Raw genomic sequence first — 15,336 nt, 5'->3', positions numbered from 1 at the left:
CCAGGCGGTGGTGGTCTCTCACCTCCACTCGGTTCAACAGCGCCTCGTGGCGCACAACGTCGGTCAACCACAGCTGATTCGGGCCATCAGCTCGAAACTCGTACCTGGTCTTCCCGCCGGCATCGACAACCGCGCACAGATCGTCGTGAACGGGTGGGCCGGGTTTCTTCCCGTTCTTCGCCCGGCCCTTACCGAAGGCGGAGAACCAGTCATTGGCCGAACACAACCGCCACGCAGTGCGTGCCGCCATGGGTTGGCCACTCGCCTCTGCTTCATCCGCGAGGTACCGGTACCCGAACTCCGGGTCATCACGATGGGCATCGAACAAGGCGTTGGCCCGATACGCCTCGATGACGTCGGCTTCGGGAACAGGTGCGGCCAGCCACCGGTAGTAGGGCTGGCGGGAAAGCTTCAAGACCCGCTCCCCCGCGCGCTTCGCTCTCAAGCGGGAGGTACCCCCTCTGACACCGCGACGGGATCCCGTCGACGGCGAGCTCTCTCACGAGCGGGTAGAGCACAATTGATCAGCAGGATTCACCTGCGACAAATACGCGGCAGCACGGCGCAGGACCTCGTTCTCCTGCTCAAGCAGACGATTGCGCCGACGCATCTCTCGTAGTTCGGCGGACTCGTCGCTGGTGTTGCCGGGTTTGTTGCCGGCATCGATATCGGCCTGGCGCAACCATTTGTTGATGGTGCCTTCGTGGACGCCGAAGTCCTTGGCGATCTGGGCGATCGTCGTCTTGGAATCCCTGGTCTGGACGACGCGGATGACGTCGTCGCGGAGTTCTTTCGGGTAGGGCTGTGGCATGGTGTCAATCCTTCCAGACTTGCCTGCAAACAAGCCAGATTAGATGTCACCAAACCCTGCATCAGTCCCAGCTTAACCGTCGCTTCACTCACCTTGGTACCGCTTGACTTGAAAACTTCCGGTCTGCGGTGACTGGGAGTGCACTTGCTCCGATAATGGTTTAGGTGGCCGTAACGGCCCGTGACCAGACGATGTTGTCTCCGTCGGGTATTCCAGCAGCCCCCGAGATGCCAGCGCTGGTGCTTGAGATAGCTGGTTTACCGGCTGTTTCAATCATTCGCTTTGATGCGGCGTCCCACGCATTGCTGAGCAAAAGGGGAGTTCGCGATAGTGGAGAGCGTGAAAATAGGCTGCCTTCTCTGAAGTGAAGTTCTTCATGCTTCAAGTCAACCAGTGCCGATTGAACACGTCTAGCGGATTTCGGACCCGACAGTCGCTGCGTGATGAGTGCAGTGCCGAGCGCTACTTCAGAGTCTTGCTGATCGCCTTGACCAAGTCATCCAGGATTGCTGAGGTACTCAACGAGGTCCCGAACGCCAAGCCGTCCGACACTCGTTCGGGTAACCAGAGCAGATTGCCCGCCTTAACCGCGGGGATAGTGTCGAGCAAGCTACGTCGTTCAGCCTTCTGGCGTTCTGTTCCATAATTCTGCGCCACGATGAGATCGGCGTCGAGGAGATCGAGTCGTTCCGCACTCAACGCGATTCCAGCTTCCGACGCCTTTGACTCTTTGCGGTCGAGTCTCTGTACCGACTCGGTCAAGGCGAAGCCGAGTTCTAAGAACACTTGCACCCGTGGGTCGCTTGCACCGTATACGTAATAGTCAGGCTCAATAGGCCAGGAGTATGTCACTGTCTTGTCGAGAAATTCGAAGTGCTTCGCTTTGACCTCCGCGTATCGTTCCTCGAGGTCGGTGATGACTATCTCTCCGCGAGCAACGCGATCAACGGCTTTGGCTGTGCGGCGAGTGTGATCTCTCCAGGGGGTGCCGAAAGCGGCGTTCTTCTTAAACGGTCCCACCGTAGGTACTGCCGCATTCAACCTGTCATAGTTGGGCCTATCCAAGGCATCGCTGGCAATGACGAGGTCCGGTTCCAATTCGATGATCTTTTCGAGTGGCACCCCACCAGTGAGTTCCCAGCTCTCCGGGGACTTTTCCCCTACCAGCGGCCGAGCCCACTCGTTCAGACCTGTGCCGAAGAAGTCGGTGAAGCCGATGGGGACTACGCCCATGGACAGCAGAACTTCGACATCGGTGTATCCGAGCGCCACCACCCGTTGAGGATCATTGGGGACCTTTGTCGTTCCGAAGGCATGTTCGATGGTCCGAGCCCGCGAACCACCGGAGTTACGGTCATCGGCTGGTGCACAAGCTGAGGCGCCCAGTGCCAGAGTGCCGATCCCCGCGGCGATGAGGCTGCGGCGAGTCAAATCGTTTGATATTTGGTGAACTGGGACGCGGTGCTTAGGGCATTTTGACTGGTGCATCGACAATTGCACGAGAGACTCCTGAAGGTAGACGAGGCCGCGCAGGGGGCGCCTGCAATTAGATAGCTTAGCCTAACATTATTATCACCTGCCAGGTGCCCCTATGGTTTTCGTCAAGGGGTGACCGGGACTTCTTCGAATAGTCTTGCCGGCTGATGCTGGGCAGGACTGATTGGTCCGGGACCGGAGTCTCGGACTGGACGTGGGTGCTTGTGAACCTGTCTACGCGGCGGTGGCCTCCATCGGTACGTGGAAATACGTGCCATCGCGCAGCATCGCGAACAACACGTTGCAACGTCGACGAGCCAACGCGATCAGTGCCTGGTTATGCTTCTTGCCCTGGGCGCGTTTCCGGTCGTAATACGTCCTCGACAACGGGTCCTTCAACGCTGCGAATGCCGAGAGGAACAGCGCCCGTTTGAGGACCTTGTTGCCGCGGCGTGAGGAGTGATCGCCACGAATCGAGGTCCCCGATCGCCACGTCACCGGTGCCAAACCGGCGTAAGAGGCCAAGTGCCCGGCGGTAGCGAAGTCCTTGCCCACGACCTCGGTCAGGATTCTTGCGGTGGTCCTGACGCCGACTGCCGGCATCGACGTCAGGAGCCCGAAAAGAGGATGTGATTCCACCAGCTCCTCGATCCGTGCAAAGACCTCGTCCCGCGACGACCTCGTCTGAGCCAAAGCTGTGGCCAGTTGCGGTAGGACGATCCCTGCTGCATCGGTGCCCGCTACCACCACCGTCTGTTCGTCCAAGGCGGTGAAGATCGCTGTCGCCCAGCGTTTCCACACTCTGGGTGCGTGTTTGGCCAGCAATGTCTCAACCCGGCGTGTACCGGCCCGACGTAGAGCCTTCGGAGTCGGTGTGTGTGATCTACTTTAACCCCAATACCGTTAAGTTAGTGTTCTTTCGAGTAGACTGGGGGCATGCCTCGCAGCGGATGGAGAAAGCCAACCACCGACCGTCGCCTCTCCGACTTGGTGTCGGTGGGCTTGCTCACACGGGTATTCCCGCCTGACCTCGTTGATGAGGTGATCGCCGATGCCGGCCGCAGGCAGCAACGGTCTCGTGTGCTGCCCGCCCGGGTCGTCGCGTACTTCACGATCGCGATGGCTCTAAACGCCGATGGTTCGTATGAAGACGTCTTCGCCGATCTCGTTGATGGACTCTCCTGGGCGTCAGGATGGGAAGATGAGTATCCGTGTCCATCGGCCTCCGCGATTTTCCAGGCTCGAGCCCGCCTGGGCGCGGGTGCGGTCGAAGCTTTATTCCGGACCGTCACGCGGCCTTTGGCACGTGAGGAATGGGCCGACTCGTGGCTGGCCGGGCGCAGACTCCTCGCCATCGATGGCACCACTCTCGATGTCGCCGACACGCCGGTCAACGAGGCTGAGTTCGGTCGTCCTGGAGTCGGCCGCGGTGAACAAGCAGCCTACCCCCAGGCCAGGGTTGTCGCGGTGGCCGAGACGGGCACGCATGCCGTTGTTGACGCGACCATCGGTGACACCGGGACGGGAGAGACCACCCTGGCCCGGCAACTGATCGACCGGTTGCGTCCGGGAGTCGTGCTCACCGCTGATCGCGGCTTCTACAGCTTCAGGCTCTGGCAACGCGCCGCCGACACGGGGGCGGACCTGCTCTGGCGGGTGAGGTCCAACGTCAAGCCCCGCCACATTCAGACTCTGGCCGATGGCACCTGGCTGGCTGAGGTCTCACCGACGTCGGGTCCCGGATGGCGCAAGATCGCTCCACTGCGGGTGCGTGTCATCGACTACGAGATCACCACAAGCGGGGACACGAGCCAGTCATACCGGTTGCTGACGACGCTGACCGACACGGATGAAGCTGTCGCTGAGGATCTCGCTGCCGCTTATCATCATCGGTGGAAGATTGAGTCCGTCTTCGATGAGCTCAAAACACATCAGCGCGGTCCGCGCATCGTGTTGCGGTCGAAGTCTCCGGAGCTGGTCAGACAGGAAATCTGGGGGCACCTGTGTTGCCACTACGCGATTAGGGCGCTGATGGCCGATACCGCCTCGCACTCCGGGCATGATCCCGGCCGGATCTCGTTTGTCAAAGCGCTTCGCCTCTGCCGTCGGTCATTGACCCAGGGCAGTTTTTCCCCCTGAGGACAAGAGCGCGACGGTGGTCTGGCAGCGTGGACTGGGCTGGCTGGCCAGCCACCTCAATCCGGCCCGCCGACTGCGCCGGAATCCGAGGGTGATCAAACGCAAAATGTCGAAGTGGCCAGTCAAGAAACGACACCACCGACGGCCCAAAGAGCCACCACTGGCACGCCCGACTATCGTTCCACTAACTTAATGGTATTGGGCTTACGGTTGACCGGTTCGTCCACGTGCGGGTCATCGGCGAGTTCGGCCGTGATCCGTCGGTACCCGTACGTGTGGTCCCAGAATTCGAAGTGGTACCGAATCCGGGCCATCAGAGCATCATCAGCTTCCCGCCTGGCCGCCCGTGCCGACCGGGACTGACACCACTTGTAAAAGCTGGGGCTGAACCCTGAGTGGTGGACACGCTAATACTGGCCCATAATGGGCCGGAGAATGCGATGCACAAAACCGGCCGCTACTATGTACAAGAAATCGCCGCCACCTCTACATATCACCTAATCAGCAAGTTTCGTGAACTACCCACCCAGTCCAAAGAACCCCTCCGATCACGGTGTCAGCACCGTGATCGGAGGGGTTCTTTGCCGTTCATCTCTGCCTGGCAGACGGGACGTCACTGTTCGAGGCGGCCGCCCAATGCCTGTTCGACGGGAATGCTTCCGTCCTGCCACGGGGTGAGCACCCAGGCGACGAGATAGGCGCCGAGGCCCAGGACCGGAAGCAGGAATGAGGCGAGGACCAGCAGTCGAACCAGCCACACGTTGAGTCCGGTCGACACGGCCAGACTTCCCGCTATACCGCCTAGGACCCTGTCGGGGCCACGACGAAAACCTGTGTTGCGGATGGCATCAAATAGTTTTTTCATGCTCTTAACAATACGCAGATCCTGTGATCTGCACAGTGGTGCTGACCGTTGAACCGGGTTGAGGGAAACCGGAACAGCAACCGCGGGATGAGCTGGAAGGGCAGGGCCACCTCGGCGGCCATCCAGATCCGATTCTCATTATGTGAGATTACGATCACGGGTTTTGGGCGCGTCAATGCAATGACGGACGGCAAGGGCGGTTACGATTATGTCGTTGTGCAACCAATTGTCCGCATCTGCCATCTGGGCGACGCGGCATAGAGGAGTCCCTTGTGAAGTGGTTGAAGAAGACCGTCCTCACGCTCGTCGTCATATTCGTGGCTTTCTATCTGTTCACTCGGCCGGAAGATTCCGCCGATGCAGTCCGAAACGCCTTCGAAGCGGTGGGCGGCGGTGTCGGCTCACTGGTCACGTTCTTCACGTCCCTGTCCTCGTAAGCGAGCAGGAAGCAGCCGGACATGTTCGGGGCACTGACCGATCCGAGGGTCGAAAATCATCTCATCTCCGATGAGGGCGAAGTAGTCGTCGACGAGGTTCGTCGCCACTTCCTTGCCTTCGTCACTCCCTCGCTCGTCATCCTGCTGGGCTTGGCCGTCGCGGCCCTCAGCTTCACGGTGCCTGTCGATTACGCCTCGATTCCACTGGGCATCGGCGCCGCCATTGCCCTGTTCGGTGTCTACCGTGCGCTCTGCGTGCATATGGACCGGTTCGTCATCACGAACATGCGAGTGTTTCGGATCCACGGGATCTTCACTCAGCACAAGGCGACGATGCCGATGGCGCGTATCCTCGATATCTCGGTGCACAAGCCACTGATGGGCCGGATCTTCAGGTACGGTCACTTCGTCTTCGAATCTGCGGCACAGGACCAAGGCCTGCGCGATATCCGGTATGTCGGGCGGCCGGATGAAAGAGACCTCACCATCCAGACGGTGATTCAGCGCTCCGGACTGCGTTCGGCCATCAAGTCGTTCAACGACAAGAATGCCGAGAATGACGCCAACCAGCCGGAGGCGAATCTGGAGACGGATGCGGACTTCGAACCGGATTTCGAACCCGACTTGGAGTCTGGCATCGAGCCTGGCATGGAGCCGGCTGTGGTTGAGAGCGAACGCCGGTTCAGTGCGGGTGTGAGAACTGGCGCGCATCCAGCGGTGCGCACCGGGGTGGGTCCGGATGTGGATACCGAAGAGTGGACCACGATGGAGCTCAACACCGGTCACGGCTTCACGGACTCGGAGGAGATCAGGATCGGCAGCGCGTCACCTGCACTCAATGATCCTGTGTCGATGGCGGCACGTTCCTGGGAGCAGCGGTGGCCCGAACGCGACCGGATGCAGACCGCCACCGAGCTGATGCGTGCCCACCGATTGCTCATCACCAACCTCGACGAAAGACTCCGTCCTCTCGGCCTGACGTATGCACGCTATGAAGTGCTGCTCCTCCTGTTCTTCGACCAGCAAGGCGCGCTCCCCCTCGTCGAACTCACCGATCACCTGCAGGTCGAGGCCAGCTCATCCTTCTCCACGGTGCGGTGGCTGGAGGACAATGACCTGATCGAGAGAATACTGGAACCCGAATACGACGGCGAGGTGCTGGCAAAGATCACCGCGAAGGGACGCGCCATGACCGATCGTGCCAGTCAGATCCTCGCGGATGCCGGGTTCGGCCTGAGTTCGATGTCCGAGGCCGAATGCCGTCAGCTCGCCAATCTGCTGTCCAGGCAGCGTCGGATCCGGGGCTGAACTCAGTCGTTCTGAGGGTCAGACTGGGCTGAAGGTCAGACTGGGCTGAAGGTCAGATCCGTTCCGGCTGCCCGCGGGCGAAGTCCGGAACGTGCTCGGCAGTGACACCCATCCCGAGGATGCGCGCCGGAATCACGGTCAGCGCTGGAAATGTCGTCAACAGCCACACGACCGGTTTCGGCGGACGAATGGCTCCGCCGTTGTGGACGACAGGTTCGATCATCGCGTGGATGCCGCCTTGCAGCAGTTCAACGGCTTTCGTCGTCAGCATCCGTCTCCGCTGCACACGCCTGAGCTCGCGGCTGGGCACGTACCCCGAGCGCAGAGACTTCGCCAGCAGGTGGGCTGTGGCCACGCCGTCTTGGACCGCCAGATTGACGCCGACTCCGCCCAGCGGACTCATCGCATGCGCAGAATCACCGATGCACAGCAGCCCGTCGACGAACCAACGTTTGGCTTCGTTGCGCCGGACGTCGAGGAGCTTCACATCATCGAGTTCGAGTGCTTCGAGGTCGTCCGCCAAAGCCGGAAATGTCTCTGCGACTGCTGCACGAAGAGACCCGATCCCCTGCTCACGGAATCGAGCGTCCTCACCCTTCGGGATGAGTCGGGCCATCTGCACGTGACCGTCACGTGGAATTGCGACGAACACATTGCCGCCCTTGGCTCGGGGTGCGATGGTGTCGTCCAGCTGCGCCGTGGTGTCGATCCGAAACCACCAGACGTCGATCGTCGACCGCAGTTCCCGCATCGACAGCTGCGCCTCGTCCCGAGCCTTCGACCAGCGCCCGTCGGCAGCCACGACCAGTGGCGCACGCAGCTCGGTCTCGCCGTCGGAAGTCTGCACGCGAACGCCGATGACCCTGTCGCCATCCCAGATCAATGAGGTCATCTCGACCCCCATTCGCAGATCGAATCCGGGTTCGTGCTCCCCCGCCTTGGCCAGCAGGTTGAGGAAGTCCCATTGAGGTGCGATCGTCATGAACGGATGCGCCGTGTTCAGCCTGGACAGGTCGCCGAGGATGTAGTCCTGACCGTCGTCGCCGATGAGACTGATATTGGTCACCTTGCGGTGCGTGATCCGAGCGAATTCGTGGTAGAGCCCGAGTTCATCGAGCAGTCTCAGCGTTGACGGATGGATGGTGTCACCGCGGAAGTCGCGGAAGAAGTCTGTGTGCTTCTCCAACACCACAACCTTCACACCGCCGCGGGCCAGGAGCAGACCGGCGACGATCCCGGCCGGCCCACCTCCGGAGATGATGCAGTCATATTCGACAGGCGTCTGGTTGCGGGCAGTCTGATTGTGCGCGGGGTCTGTCATGACACCCTCCTCAGCGTTGATGGCACAGAATCGATGCTAGTCCACGAGGGAACCGAATGATATGGACAGATGGAACCCGGCGGCAGACAGAACTGCCTCAGGTCCACAGAACTCCGGGCTGCGGTCGAACCCGCTCCTCTGCCACGAGTCTGGCCAAGGTCAACGCCCCGTCAAGCGGATCGCCTGCAGGGTCGACGACAACGGCCTCCGCATTCAGGCGCAGCACCTCGGCACGGAACGCCTCGACGAGAGTCTCGCCTGCCTGGCGCAGACTACCAGTGAGTGCGATCAGGGGGTGAGCGTCGGCGCCCTGGCTTCCGGCAGCGATTGCACTGCGTGCTGCCTCTCGTCCGGCTTCGGCCAGCAATGCCGTCGATACAGGGTCGCCCTCGCGGGCAAGGCCAGCCACATCGACGGCGAACGCGGCAAGCTGCCCGGCACGGTCGCTGCGCGTGTAGAACGTCGCCGGCCAGGTGGTTGGCTGACCGAATCTCTCCCGTGCCTCTTCGAGCAGCGCAGTACCGGAAAGATCGACATCATCGTGGCATTTCAGCGCGGCCTCGAGTGCGTGCCTGCCGATCCAGGCTCCGCCTCCCCGGTCACCGAACAGGTGACCCCACCCATCGGTCCGTGTCCACATCGGCGGCAGAACCCCGTGAGCATCGGGGCCGGGGTGGGCGATGGCGATCGCGCCCGTCCCCAGGACTGTCACCGCTCCCCCACGTCCCGATAGGGCGCCGAGATGGGCGGCCACCGCGTCGATCGCCACCGCCGTCTCCGCTTTCGTTTCGGTCGACACAGACCGTGCGAATTCACCGACGTCCGTGCTCAGCGAGGCGATCCCGGTGGCGCCGATGCCGACTCCGCGAATCGATTCGAAGCTCTCTGGCCACGCTTCCCTCGCAGCCGACACGAGGCGTCGGATCTGCTGCGGGGCGTTGCTTCCCTCCGCACCGATCGAGACTCCGGGGCCGGTGAGGGTGCATGGCGGCGCAGGTTCAGCGGTTGCCTCGAACGAGGCGAGCGCGACCCTGCTGCCCGTGCCTCCGATGTCGATTCCGAGGATGAATCCGCTCATCGGTCCTCGCGCCCTAGCCCAGTTCCCGCCTCGGCTTCAGCCTCGGCTCCGGCCGTAGTGATTGCGGCGATCGCAGCCTTGACCGATCCGTCGGTCTCCTCCAAGTGCCGTGCCGCATCGCTCGGGGGCGCAGAGGTGAAGGAGACCACCAGAGCCGTTTTGAGGTCCCCGCTGCATTGCTCTAGCAACTTACGCGCATCAGCATCTGGCAGGTCTGCTGCCTCGCGGAGGATACGCACGGTCCTCTCGCGCAGTTTGTCGTTGGTTGCGACGACGGAGACCATCAGGTTGCGCCAGGTGCGGCCCAGTGCGATCATCAGTGCCGTCGAGAAACCGTTGAGGGTCATCTTCTGCGCTGTGCCGGCCTTGAGGCGGGTTGATCCCGTCACGACCTCGGGCCCGGTGTCGAGCACGATATGGGCGGCCGCCGCCTCGGCGACAGGGGCCTGCGGGTTGTTCGAAATGAGCACGGTGTGCGCACCCGCGTGACCGGCGGCCTCCAGCGCGCCGCGGACGTAGGGCGTCGAACCGCTCGCAGCGATTCCGATCGCCACGTCATCGGAGCCGAGAGTTGCCCCGACCTTGGAACCTTCAGCGACGGAGTCCTCGGCGTTCTCCACCGCGTTGACCAGTGCCGCCTGGCCGCCGGCGATGTGCCCGACCACGCGCCCTGGTTCCAGGTTGAAGGTCGGCAACAGTTCGCTGGCATCGAGGACCCCCAAACGACCGGAAGTGCCGGCTCCGAAGTAGTGGACGGTCCCACCTCGGCGCATCCGCTCGGCCGCGATGTCGACGAGTTCGGCCAGCTGAGGCAGGGCGTTTGCGACCGCGCCGAGAACGGCATGGTCTTCACTGTTCATCACCTTGAGAACCCCGAGGGTGTCGAGCTCGTCGAGTCCCTCACTGAGGGGGTTGCGCTGCTCGGTCGGAGGCAGCGGTCGCGGAGACGACGGGTGGGGCGAGGGCTGCTGGGACGGAGTCATCAACGGTTGCTGCCTTCCGCCTCGGCGACGGTGGACCGGTTCGCGGCCTTCGGATGGCGCAGGGACAGGAGCCCGCCGATGCCGACCATGACGATGATGCCGAGTGCCGGGTACCACTGCCAGGCGACCCAGACCTCGCCGGTGACGTACTTCTCCATGATGAAGAAGAAGGCGTTGACGGCCACTGCCAGGGCGAAGGTGATGTTCGCATCCACCGCGGTCGCACGTTTGTTGACGATGCCGAAGACGAACGCGCCGAGCAGACCGCCGTAGGTGATGCCCGCGACGCCCAAGGCGAGGATGACGATGTTGCCCTCATCGGATTGGAAGATCGTGGCCGGGAGGATGAAGGCGATGCCCCAGCCGATGGTCGCCCAGCGTCCGACCTTGAAGCCCTCGGCGTCGGTCATGGGCGTCTTCTTCAACCGGGCGTAGACGTCGTTGACCGTCGAGGAGGACAGCGCGGACAGCGACGAGGACAGGGTGGACATGGCCGCGGCGAGGATGCCGGCCAGCAACAGTCCGGAGACGCCCGGTGGCAGACCTTCGATGATGAAGAGCGGGAAGATCTCGTCATCACGAGTCAGACCGAGATCGGCAGGCAGGGCGTGGTCGTAGTAGGCCCACAGTGCCAGTCCGACCGCAAGGAAGATCGCGAACTGGACGAATACGACGACGCCGGAGACGATGAGCGCCTTCTGCGCCTCGACCTTGGACCGGCAAGACAGGAGGCGCTGAACGATGAGCTGGTCCGAGCCGTGAGAGGCCATGGCGAAGACCGCGCCGCCGAGCAGCGAGGGAATGAACGAGGCGTCTGCTGAGATCGGGTTGCCCTCGAAGATGAACATATTGAGCTTGCCGGCCGCTGCGGCCTCGCCCAACCAGCCACCGCCCAAGGCCGCGCTGATGACGATGATCGTCAGTACGCCGCCGACGACGTAGAGGCACATCTGCGCCACATCGACCCAGACCACAGCCTTGATGCCGCCGATGAAGGTGTAGGCGATCGTCACCAAGGAGAGCACGACGATGATGACGAAGTAGTTCGTGTGGATGCCCAGCCCGTCGAGGATGACTTTGACGGGAATGGCAGCGGCGAGGACCCGGATTCCGTCGGCCAGCAGGCGAGTGAACAAGAAGGTCACGCCCGCGGTCGTCTGAGTCGAGGTGCCGAAGCGTTTGCCCAGGTAGGCGTACGCGGTGAGCATCTCACCGTCGTAGTATCTGGGGAGCATGAAGAAGGCGACGACGACTCGGCCGAGGATGTAGCCCAGCCCCAGCTGCAGGTAGCTGATGTCACCGAGGTAGCTCATGACCGGGATTCCGATCACCGTCAGCGCGCTGGTCTCGGTGGCAACCACGGACAGGCACACCGCCCACCACGGCAGGTTTCGACTGCCCAGGAAATAGTCCTTGAGGTCCTTCTGCTTTCCGCTGAGCTTCAGTCCCAACCAGGCCGTGGCGACGAGGTAGACGATGATCACCAAAAGGTCGATGATCTGCATGGTGCTTCTCCTTCAAACGAGGGGTGTGCGTTGCGTCGAGAAGTCTGCGTCGGTGCAAGTTCTCGCTAGGGCAGGATTGTGGTCAGGGCAGGATTGTCAGACGGGTGGGTCTTCGGTGCAGGGGCTCTGGCAGCTGCAGGGGGTTCTTGCCCGGGCTCAGCCGCCCCGCGATACTCGGATGCGCGGCACCGGTGAGACCCGGCTCTGTCCCGGTCAGCCCGTTCCAGGTCAGCCATCCGAGCAGCGCCATGAGGAGTGCTTCCTTGCTGCCCTCGGGCAGCTCGAAGGCCTCATCGGTGCTCGTCAGAATGACACCGTCGCCAAGTTCGGCCTGCAGACGATGCATCAGCGTCGGGTTCCGTGTGCCACCGCCGGAGGCGACGACCCGGGTGACGCTGTGAGCGCGGCAGGCATCGGCGACCGTGCGGGCGGTCAGCTCTGTGACCGTGGCGATGGCATCATGCTCGCCGAGGTGGGCCCGAGTCCCGAGGAAACGGTCGAGGTAGTCCGCGTGGAAGAGTTCCTTGCCCGTCGACTTCGGCGCGGGCAATTCGTAGTACGCATCGGCCAACAGCTCGGTGAGCAGACCGTCGTCGACCTGTCCTTGTGCGGCGAGCTTGCCGTCACGGTCGAAGCCGGTTTCCCCTCCGGTCATCCTGCGCGCGAGAACGTCGATGAGGGCGTTGGCCGGCCCGGTGTCGAAGGCAACAGGATCGCGCTCCGGCGCCAGGACCGTGATATTCGCAATGCCGCCGAGGTTGAGCACCGCGGTCGGTGCCGCGATGTCTCCAGCAAGGAGTCCGTCGAGGATCCCGACCAGAGGGGCGCCCTGGCCCCCAGCTGCAACGTCGCGGGCGCGAACGTCGGAGAGGACGGGGCTGCCGGTCGCCTCGGCGATGAAGGCGGGCTGGCCGATCTGCATCGTCGAGGTCACGACACCGTCTGTGATGTCGTGGCGCACGGTCTGCCCATGGGAGACAACGAGGTCGCAGTCGAGACCGGACTCGGTGCAGACCTGCTGCAGCGCCTCGGCGCTGAACCGGCCCAGGCGGGCATCGACGCTGGAGACTAGAGACAGAGGGACATCACCAGGTTCGAGGAGACGCAGGATATCGGCTCGGAGCTGGTGATCGAAGTCGATTTCCTGGCTGGCGAGGATGCGCACGCCCAGCTCACTGTCTCCACTGCCGCCGACGCTGGGACTGTCGTGGACGAATTCGGCGAGAACCACGTCGAGGGCGTCGGCGGAGGTGCCTGTCATGAGGCCGGCGATGATCATGCGAGTTTCCCTTCGGGCAGCTCTGGCTTGGGGCGCTGCTCTGGCACGGTGAGTTCGGTGCGGATCTTGTAGCGATCGCCGCGATAGACGGAGCGGACGAACTCGAAGGGCACTCCGTCGGCCCCCCGTGAAGTGCGTTCGAAAAGGAGCGCCGGTGACTGTTCGGGAACTCCGAGCACCTTGGCTTCATCCTCATCGAGGAGGGTCGGCTCGATCGTCTGCACGCTGTGGTTGAGAGAGATGTCGAAACGTGAGCGCAGCAGTTCGTAGAACGAGCTGTTCTCCAGGTCTTGCGCACATAGGCCGGGAACGAGGGCAGAGGGAATGTGCAGCTCTTCGAGCGCGAGCGGTTCCTCATCAGCCAAGCGCAGGCGCACGATCGCGATCACCTCGGCGTCATCAGCAATGTGCAGCCTGCGTCCGATGTGGGCTCCGGCATTCGCGACGTCGAAGGAGATGACGCGAGACCCGGGGCGCAGTCCGCGGGCCAGCATGTCTTCGGTGAAGGAGCTTGCGGCCAGCGGCTGGTCGAACTTCGGGCCGAGCGCAAAGACACCGGCACCATGGCGGCGGCGGACGACGCCCTTGGCGACCAGTTCGTCGATGGCCCTGCGCAGGGTCATCCGTGAGATGCCCAGCGCCTCGGCGAGCTGGCGTTCGGGTGGGAACTGCTCGCCGGCGGCCATTGACTCCAGGCGGTCGAGAAGCTGATCCCGAATCGAATGAAATTTCGTCACGTGACCATTGAGGCATAGGACACACTGAAAAATCAAGACCACTGGTCTACTTTGTTGGTCGCAATCGGTGCTGTTGCGGCGGCACAGGTTCAGCGGTCAGCGTCACCTCGGAACATTTCGGCTCTGTGATCTCTGAATCAACGCGGCGCCGGAATATGTCGTCGCCAGCGACGACATATTCGAGCCCGGCGTGGATCGAGGTCGCGGGCCGTACCGGCGACGAGTTGACGCCCGCCCGCGACTTGTTCCTCATCCTCGCTTAGGCTGAGATCAGCATTGCGAGTTCGTTCCCGCCGCAGGAGACTTCGTGTACCAGGCCGCCGAGAACCGCTACGAATCGATGACCTATCGCCCGGTCGGTCGTTCCGGACTCGTCCTCCCCGGGCTCTCGCTGGGCCTGTGGCACAACTTCGGCGATGACGTCGCCTTCCAGAACCAACGTGACATCGTGCGTCGGGCCTTCGACTTGGGCATCACCCATTTCGACCTCGCGAACAACTACGGCCCACCACCGGGGTCGGCCGAGACGAACTTCGGTCGGCTGCTGCACGAGGATCTTCACCCATATCGCGATGAGCTCATCATCTCCACCAAGGCCGGGTGGGCGATGCATCCCGGTCCATACGGTGGTCCGGGCGGCAGCCGCAAGTACCTGCTCGCCAGCCTCGACGCTTCGCTGAAGCGGCTTGGCCTCGACTACGTCGACATCTTCTACTCCCACCGTCCCGATGCCTCAACTCCGCTGGAGGAGACCATCGCGGCTCTGGACACGGCGGTGCGCTCGGGCCGCGCCCTCTACGCCGGCATCTCCTCGTATTCGGCGGACGACACAGCCACAGCCTCGGCGCTGGCAAAGGAGATGGGCACTCCCCTGCTCATCCACCAGCCCTCCTATTCGATGTTCAACCGCTGGATCGAATCCGACCGTCTCCTCGAGACCACGGAAGCCGAAGGTCTGGGCGTCATCGGATTCTCCCCGCTCGCGCAGGGGCTGCTCACGGACAAGTACCTGGGCGGGGTCCCCGATGACTCCCGGGCCGGCAAGGCCACTCCCTCATTCAAGAATGGGTTCCTCTCCGAGGACAACCTTGAGCGCATTCGCGGTCTGAACGAGATCGCGGCAGGGCGCGGTCAGTCACTGGCGCAGATGGCTCTGAGCTGGGCCCTGCGTGACGATCGGGTGTCCTCGCTGGTCATCGGGTCCAGCCGTGTCTCGCAGCTCGAGCACAATGTTGCGGCACTCGAGGCGGCACCGCTGAGCACCAAGGAGCTGACCGCGATCGATGAGTTCGCCATCGATTCCGGTGTCGACATCTGGGGCGATGCTCGCCGCAGCACAACAGCGTGAGTACACCCCCACTTTCGTGCAAAACCGACGCCGAGCCGCTGTGCTGGGC

15 protein-coding genes and 2 pseudogenes are annotated in these 15,336 nt (G+C 62.7%); 4 read left to right on the top strand and 13 right to left on the bottom strand.

Translation table 11 applies throughout. The annotated features are described in order from the left end of the window. The 5 genes and pseudogenes from INT40_RS09755 to INT40_RS09735 all read right to left on the bottom strand — a co-directional run. Positions 1–415: pseudogene (locus INT40_RS09755) on the bottom strand (hypothetical protein); the annotation flags it as partial. Between the two features lie 84 nt (positions 416–499). Continuing rightward, on the bottom strand, positions 500–811 hold the full coding sequence (locus tag INT40_RS20605; RefSeq protein ID WP_205683631.1) for a transposase: 312 nt from the start codon (positions 809–811) through the stop codon (positions 500–502). 160 nt (positions 812–971) lie between these two features. Continuing rightward, positions 972–1,124 carry an isocitrate lyase/phosphoenolpyruvate mutase family protein gene (locus tag INT40_RS21345; RefSeq protein ID WP_226831069.1) on the bottom strand — a complete coding sequence of 51 codons (153 nt, stop codon included), beginning with the start codon at positions 1,122–1,124 and terminating at the stop codon, positions 972–974. 149 nt (positions 1,125–1,273) lie between these two features. Next, positions 1,274–2,242: an iron-siderophore ABC transporter substrate-binding protein gene (locus INT40_RS09740; protein WP_193096010.1), complete on the bottom strand. Its 969-nt coding sequence runs from the start codon at positions 2,240–2,242 to the stop codon at positions 1,274–1,276. Between the two features lie 279 nt (positions 2,243–2,521). Continuing rightward, positions 2,522–3,160 (bottom strand): annotated as a pseudogene (locus INT40_RS09735) (transposase); the annotation flags it as partial. Positions 3,161–3,223: 63 nt separating this feature from the next. On the opposite strand from INT40_RS09735, the gene INT40_RS09730 reads away from it, so the two are divergent. Further along, positions 3,224–4,426, top strand: a complete 1,203-nt coding sequence (locus tag INT40_RS09730) for an IS4 family transposase (protein WP_135448087.1) — start codon at positions 3,224–3,226, stop codon at positions 4,424–4,426. Positions 4,427–4,599: 173 nt separating this feature from the next. Here the strand turns inward: INT40_RS09730 and INT40_RS21340 are convergent, their stop codons facing one another. Next, the gene (locus tag INT40_RS21340) at positions 4,600–4,743 is read right to left on the bottom strand and encodes a transposase (protein ID WP_226831067.1); all 144 of its coding nucleotides are present in this window, start codon (positions 4,741–4,743) and stop codon (positions 4,600–4,602) included. A gap of 296 nt (positions 4,744–5,039) precedes the next feature. Continuing rightward, positions 5,040–5,291, bottom strand: coding sequence for a PspC domain-containing protein (locus tag INT40_RS09720; protein ID WP_101573868.1), 252 nt, complete (start codon positions 5,289–5,291; stop codon positions 5,040–5,042). A 272-nt stretch (positions 5,292–5,563) separates the two neighbouring features. Here INT40_RS09720 and INT40_RS09715 point away from each other — a divergent pair, with 272 nt between their 5' ends. Both INT40_RS09715 and INT40_RS09710 read left to right on the top strand, forming a co-directional pair. After that, positions 5,564–5,728 (top strand): hypothetical protein, encoded by a 165-nt coding sequence (locus tag INT40_RS09715; RefSeq protein WP_167854128.1) that lies wholly within the window; start codon positions 5,564–5,566, stop codon positions 5,726–5,728. A 21-nt stretch (positions 5,729–5,749) separates the two neighbouring features. Further along, complete coding sequence (locus tag INT40_RS09710) at positions 5,750–7,036, top strand: PH domain-containing protein (protein ID WP_135448083.1); 1,287 nt, start codon at positions 5,750–5,752, stop codon at positions 7,034–7,036. A 52-nt stretch (positions 7,037–7,088) separates the two neighbouring features. On the opposite strand, the gene INT40_RS09705 is transcribed toward INT40_RS09710, so the two are convergent. The 6 genes from INT40_RS09705 to INT40_RS09680 all read right to left on the bottom strand — a co-directional run bounded on the left by INT40_RS09705 (position 7,089) and on the right by INT40_RS09680 (position 13,939). After that, complete coding sequence (locus tag INT40_RS09705; RefSeq protein ID WP_135448081.1) at positions 7,089–8,357, bottom strand: FAD-dependent oxidoreductase; 1,269 nt, start codon at positions 8,355–8,357, stop codon at positions 7,089–7,091. A 97-nt stretch (positions 8,358–8,454) separates the two neighbouring features. Further along, positions 8,455–9,435 (bottom strand): N-acetylglucosamine kinase, encoded by a 981-nt coding sequence (locus INT40_RS09700; RefSeq protein WP_135448079.1) that lies wholly within the window; start codon positions 9,433–9,435, stop codon positions 8,455–8,457. Further along, positions 9,432–10,418, bottom strand: a complete 987-nt coding sequence (gene murQ / locus INT40_RS09695) for an N-acetylmuramic acid 6-phosphate etherase (protein ID WP_135448077.1) — start codon at positions 10,416–10,418, stop codon at positions 9,432–9,434. The genes INT40_RS09700 and murQ overlap by 4 nt, the downstream gene beginning before the upstream one ends. After that, a complete protein-coding gene (locus INT40_RS09690; RefSeq protein ID WP_193071189.1) occupies positions 10,418–11,923 on the bottom strand; it encodes a sodium:solute symporter in 1,506 nt (501 codons plus the stop codon). The genes murQ and INT40_RS09690 overlap by 1 nt, the downstream gene beginning before the upstream one ends. Before the next feature lie 82 nt (positions 11,924–12,005). Continuing rightward, positions 12,006–13,202 (bottom strand): anhydro-N-acetylmuramic acid kinase, encoded by a 1,197-nt coding sequence (locus INT40_RS09685; protein ID WP_193096009.1) that lies wholly within the window; start codon positions 13,200–13,202, stop codon positions 12,006–12,008. Continuing rightward, positions 13,199–13,939: a GntR family transcriptional regulator gene (locus INT40_RS09680; RefSeq protein WP_101573854.1), complete on the bottom strand. Its 741-nt coding sequence runs from the start codon at positions 13,937–13,939 to the stop codon at positions 13,199–13,201. Before INT40_RS09680 ends, INT40_RS09685 begins: the two co-directional genes overlap by 4 nt. A 307-nt stretch (positions 13,940–14,246) precedes the next feature. Here INT40_RS09680 and mgrA point away from each other — a divergent pair, with 307 nt between their 5' ends. Continuing rightward, positions 14,247–15,287 carry an L-glyceraldehyde 3-phosphate reductase gene (gene mgrA, locus INT40_RS09675; RefSeq protein ID WP_193096008.1) on the top strand — a complete coding sequence of 347 codons (1,041 nt, stop codon included), beginning with the start codon at positions 14,247–14,249 and terminating at the stop codon, positions 15,285–15,287. Positions 15,288–15,336 lie beyond the last annotated feature (49 nt).

The organism is Brevibacterium sp. FME17 (genome assembly GCF_014897515.1).
Lineage (GTDB): Bacteria > Actinomycetota > Actinomycetes > Actinomycetales > Brevibacteriaceae > Brevibacterium.
The sequence above is the reverse complement of the archived record's forward strand: the minus strand, read 5'-3'. Positions and strand labels throughout refer to the sequence as shown.

What these genes read in the sequence shown, in the direction of transcription:
- INT40_RS20605 (WP_205683631.1), bottom strand. Translation starts at nt 811, where the DNA reads ATGCCACAGCCCTACCCGAAAGAACTCCGCGACGACGTCATCCGCGTC.
- INT40_RS09730 (WP_135448087.1), top strand. Translation starts at nt 3,224, where the DNA reads ATGCCTCGCAGCGGATGGAGAAAGCCAACCACCGACCGTCGCCTCTCC.
- INT40_RS09720 (WP_101573868.1), bottom strand. Translation starts at nt 5,291, where the DNA reads ATGAAAAAACTATTTGATGCCATCCGCAACACAGGTTTTCGTCGTGGC.
- INT40_RS09710 (WP_135448083.1), top strand. Translation starts at nt 5,750, where the DNA reads ATGTTCGGGGCACTGACCGATCCGAGGGTCGAAAATCATCTCATCTCC.
- INT40_RS09705 (WP_135448081.1), bottom strand. Translation starts at nt 8,357, where the DNA reads ATGACAGACCCCGCGCACAATCAGACTGCCCGCAACCAGACGCCTGTC.
- INT40_RS09700 (WP_135448079.1), bottom strand. Translation starts at nt 9,435, where the DNA reads ATGAGCGGATTCATCCTCGGAATCGACATCGGAGGCACGGGCAGCAGG.
- murQ (WP_135448077.1), bottom strand. Translation starts at nt 10,418, where the DNA reads ATGACTCCGTCCCAGCAGCCCTCGCCCCACCCGTCGTCTCCGCGACCG.
- INT40_RS09690 (WP_193071189.1), bottom strand. Translation starts at nt 11,923, where the DNA reads ATGCAGATCATCGACCTTTTGGTGATCATCGTCTACCTCGTCGCCACG.
- INT40_RS09685 (WP_193096009.1), bottom strand. Translation starts at nt 13,202, where the DNA reads ATGATCATCGCCGGCCTCATGACAGGCACCTCCGCCGACGCCCTCGAC.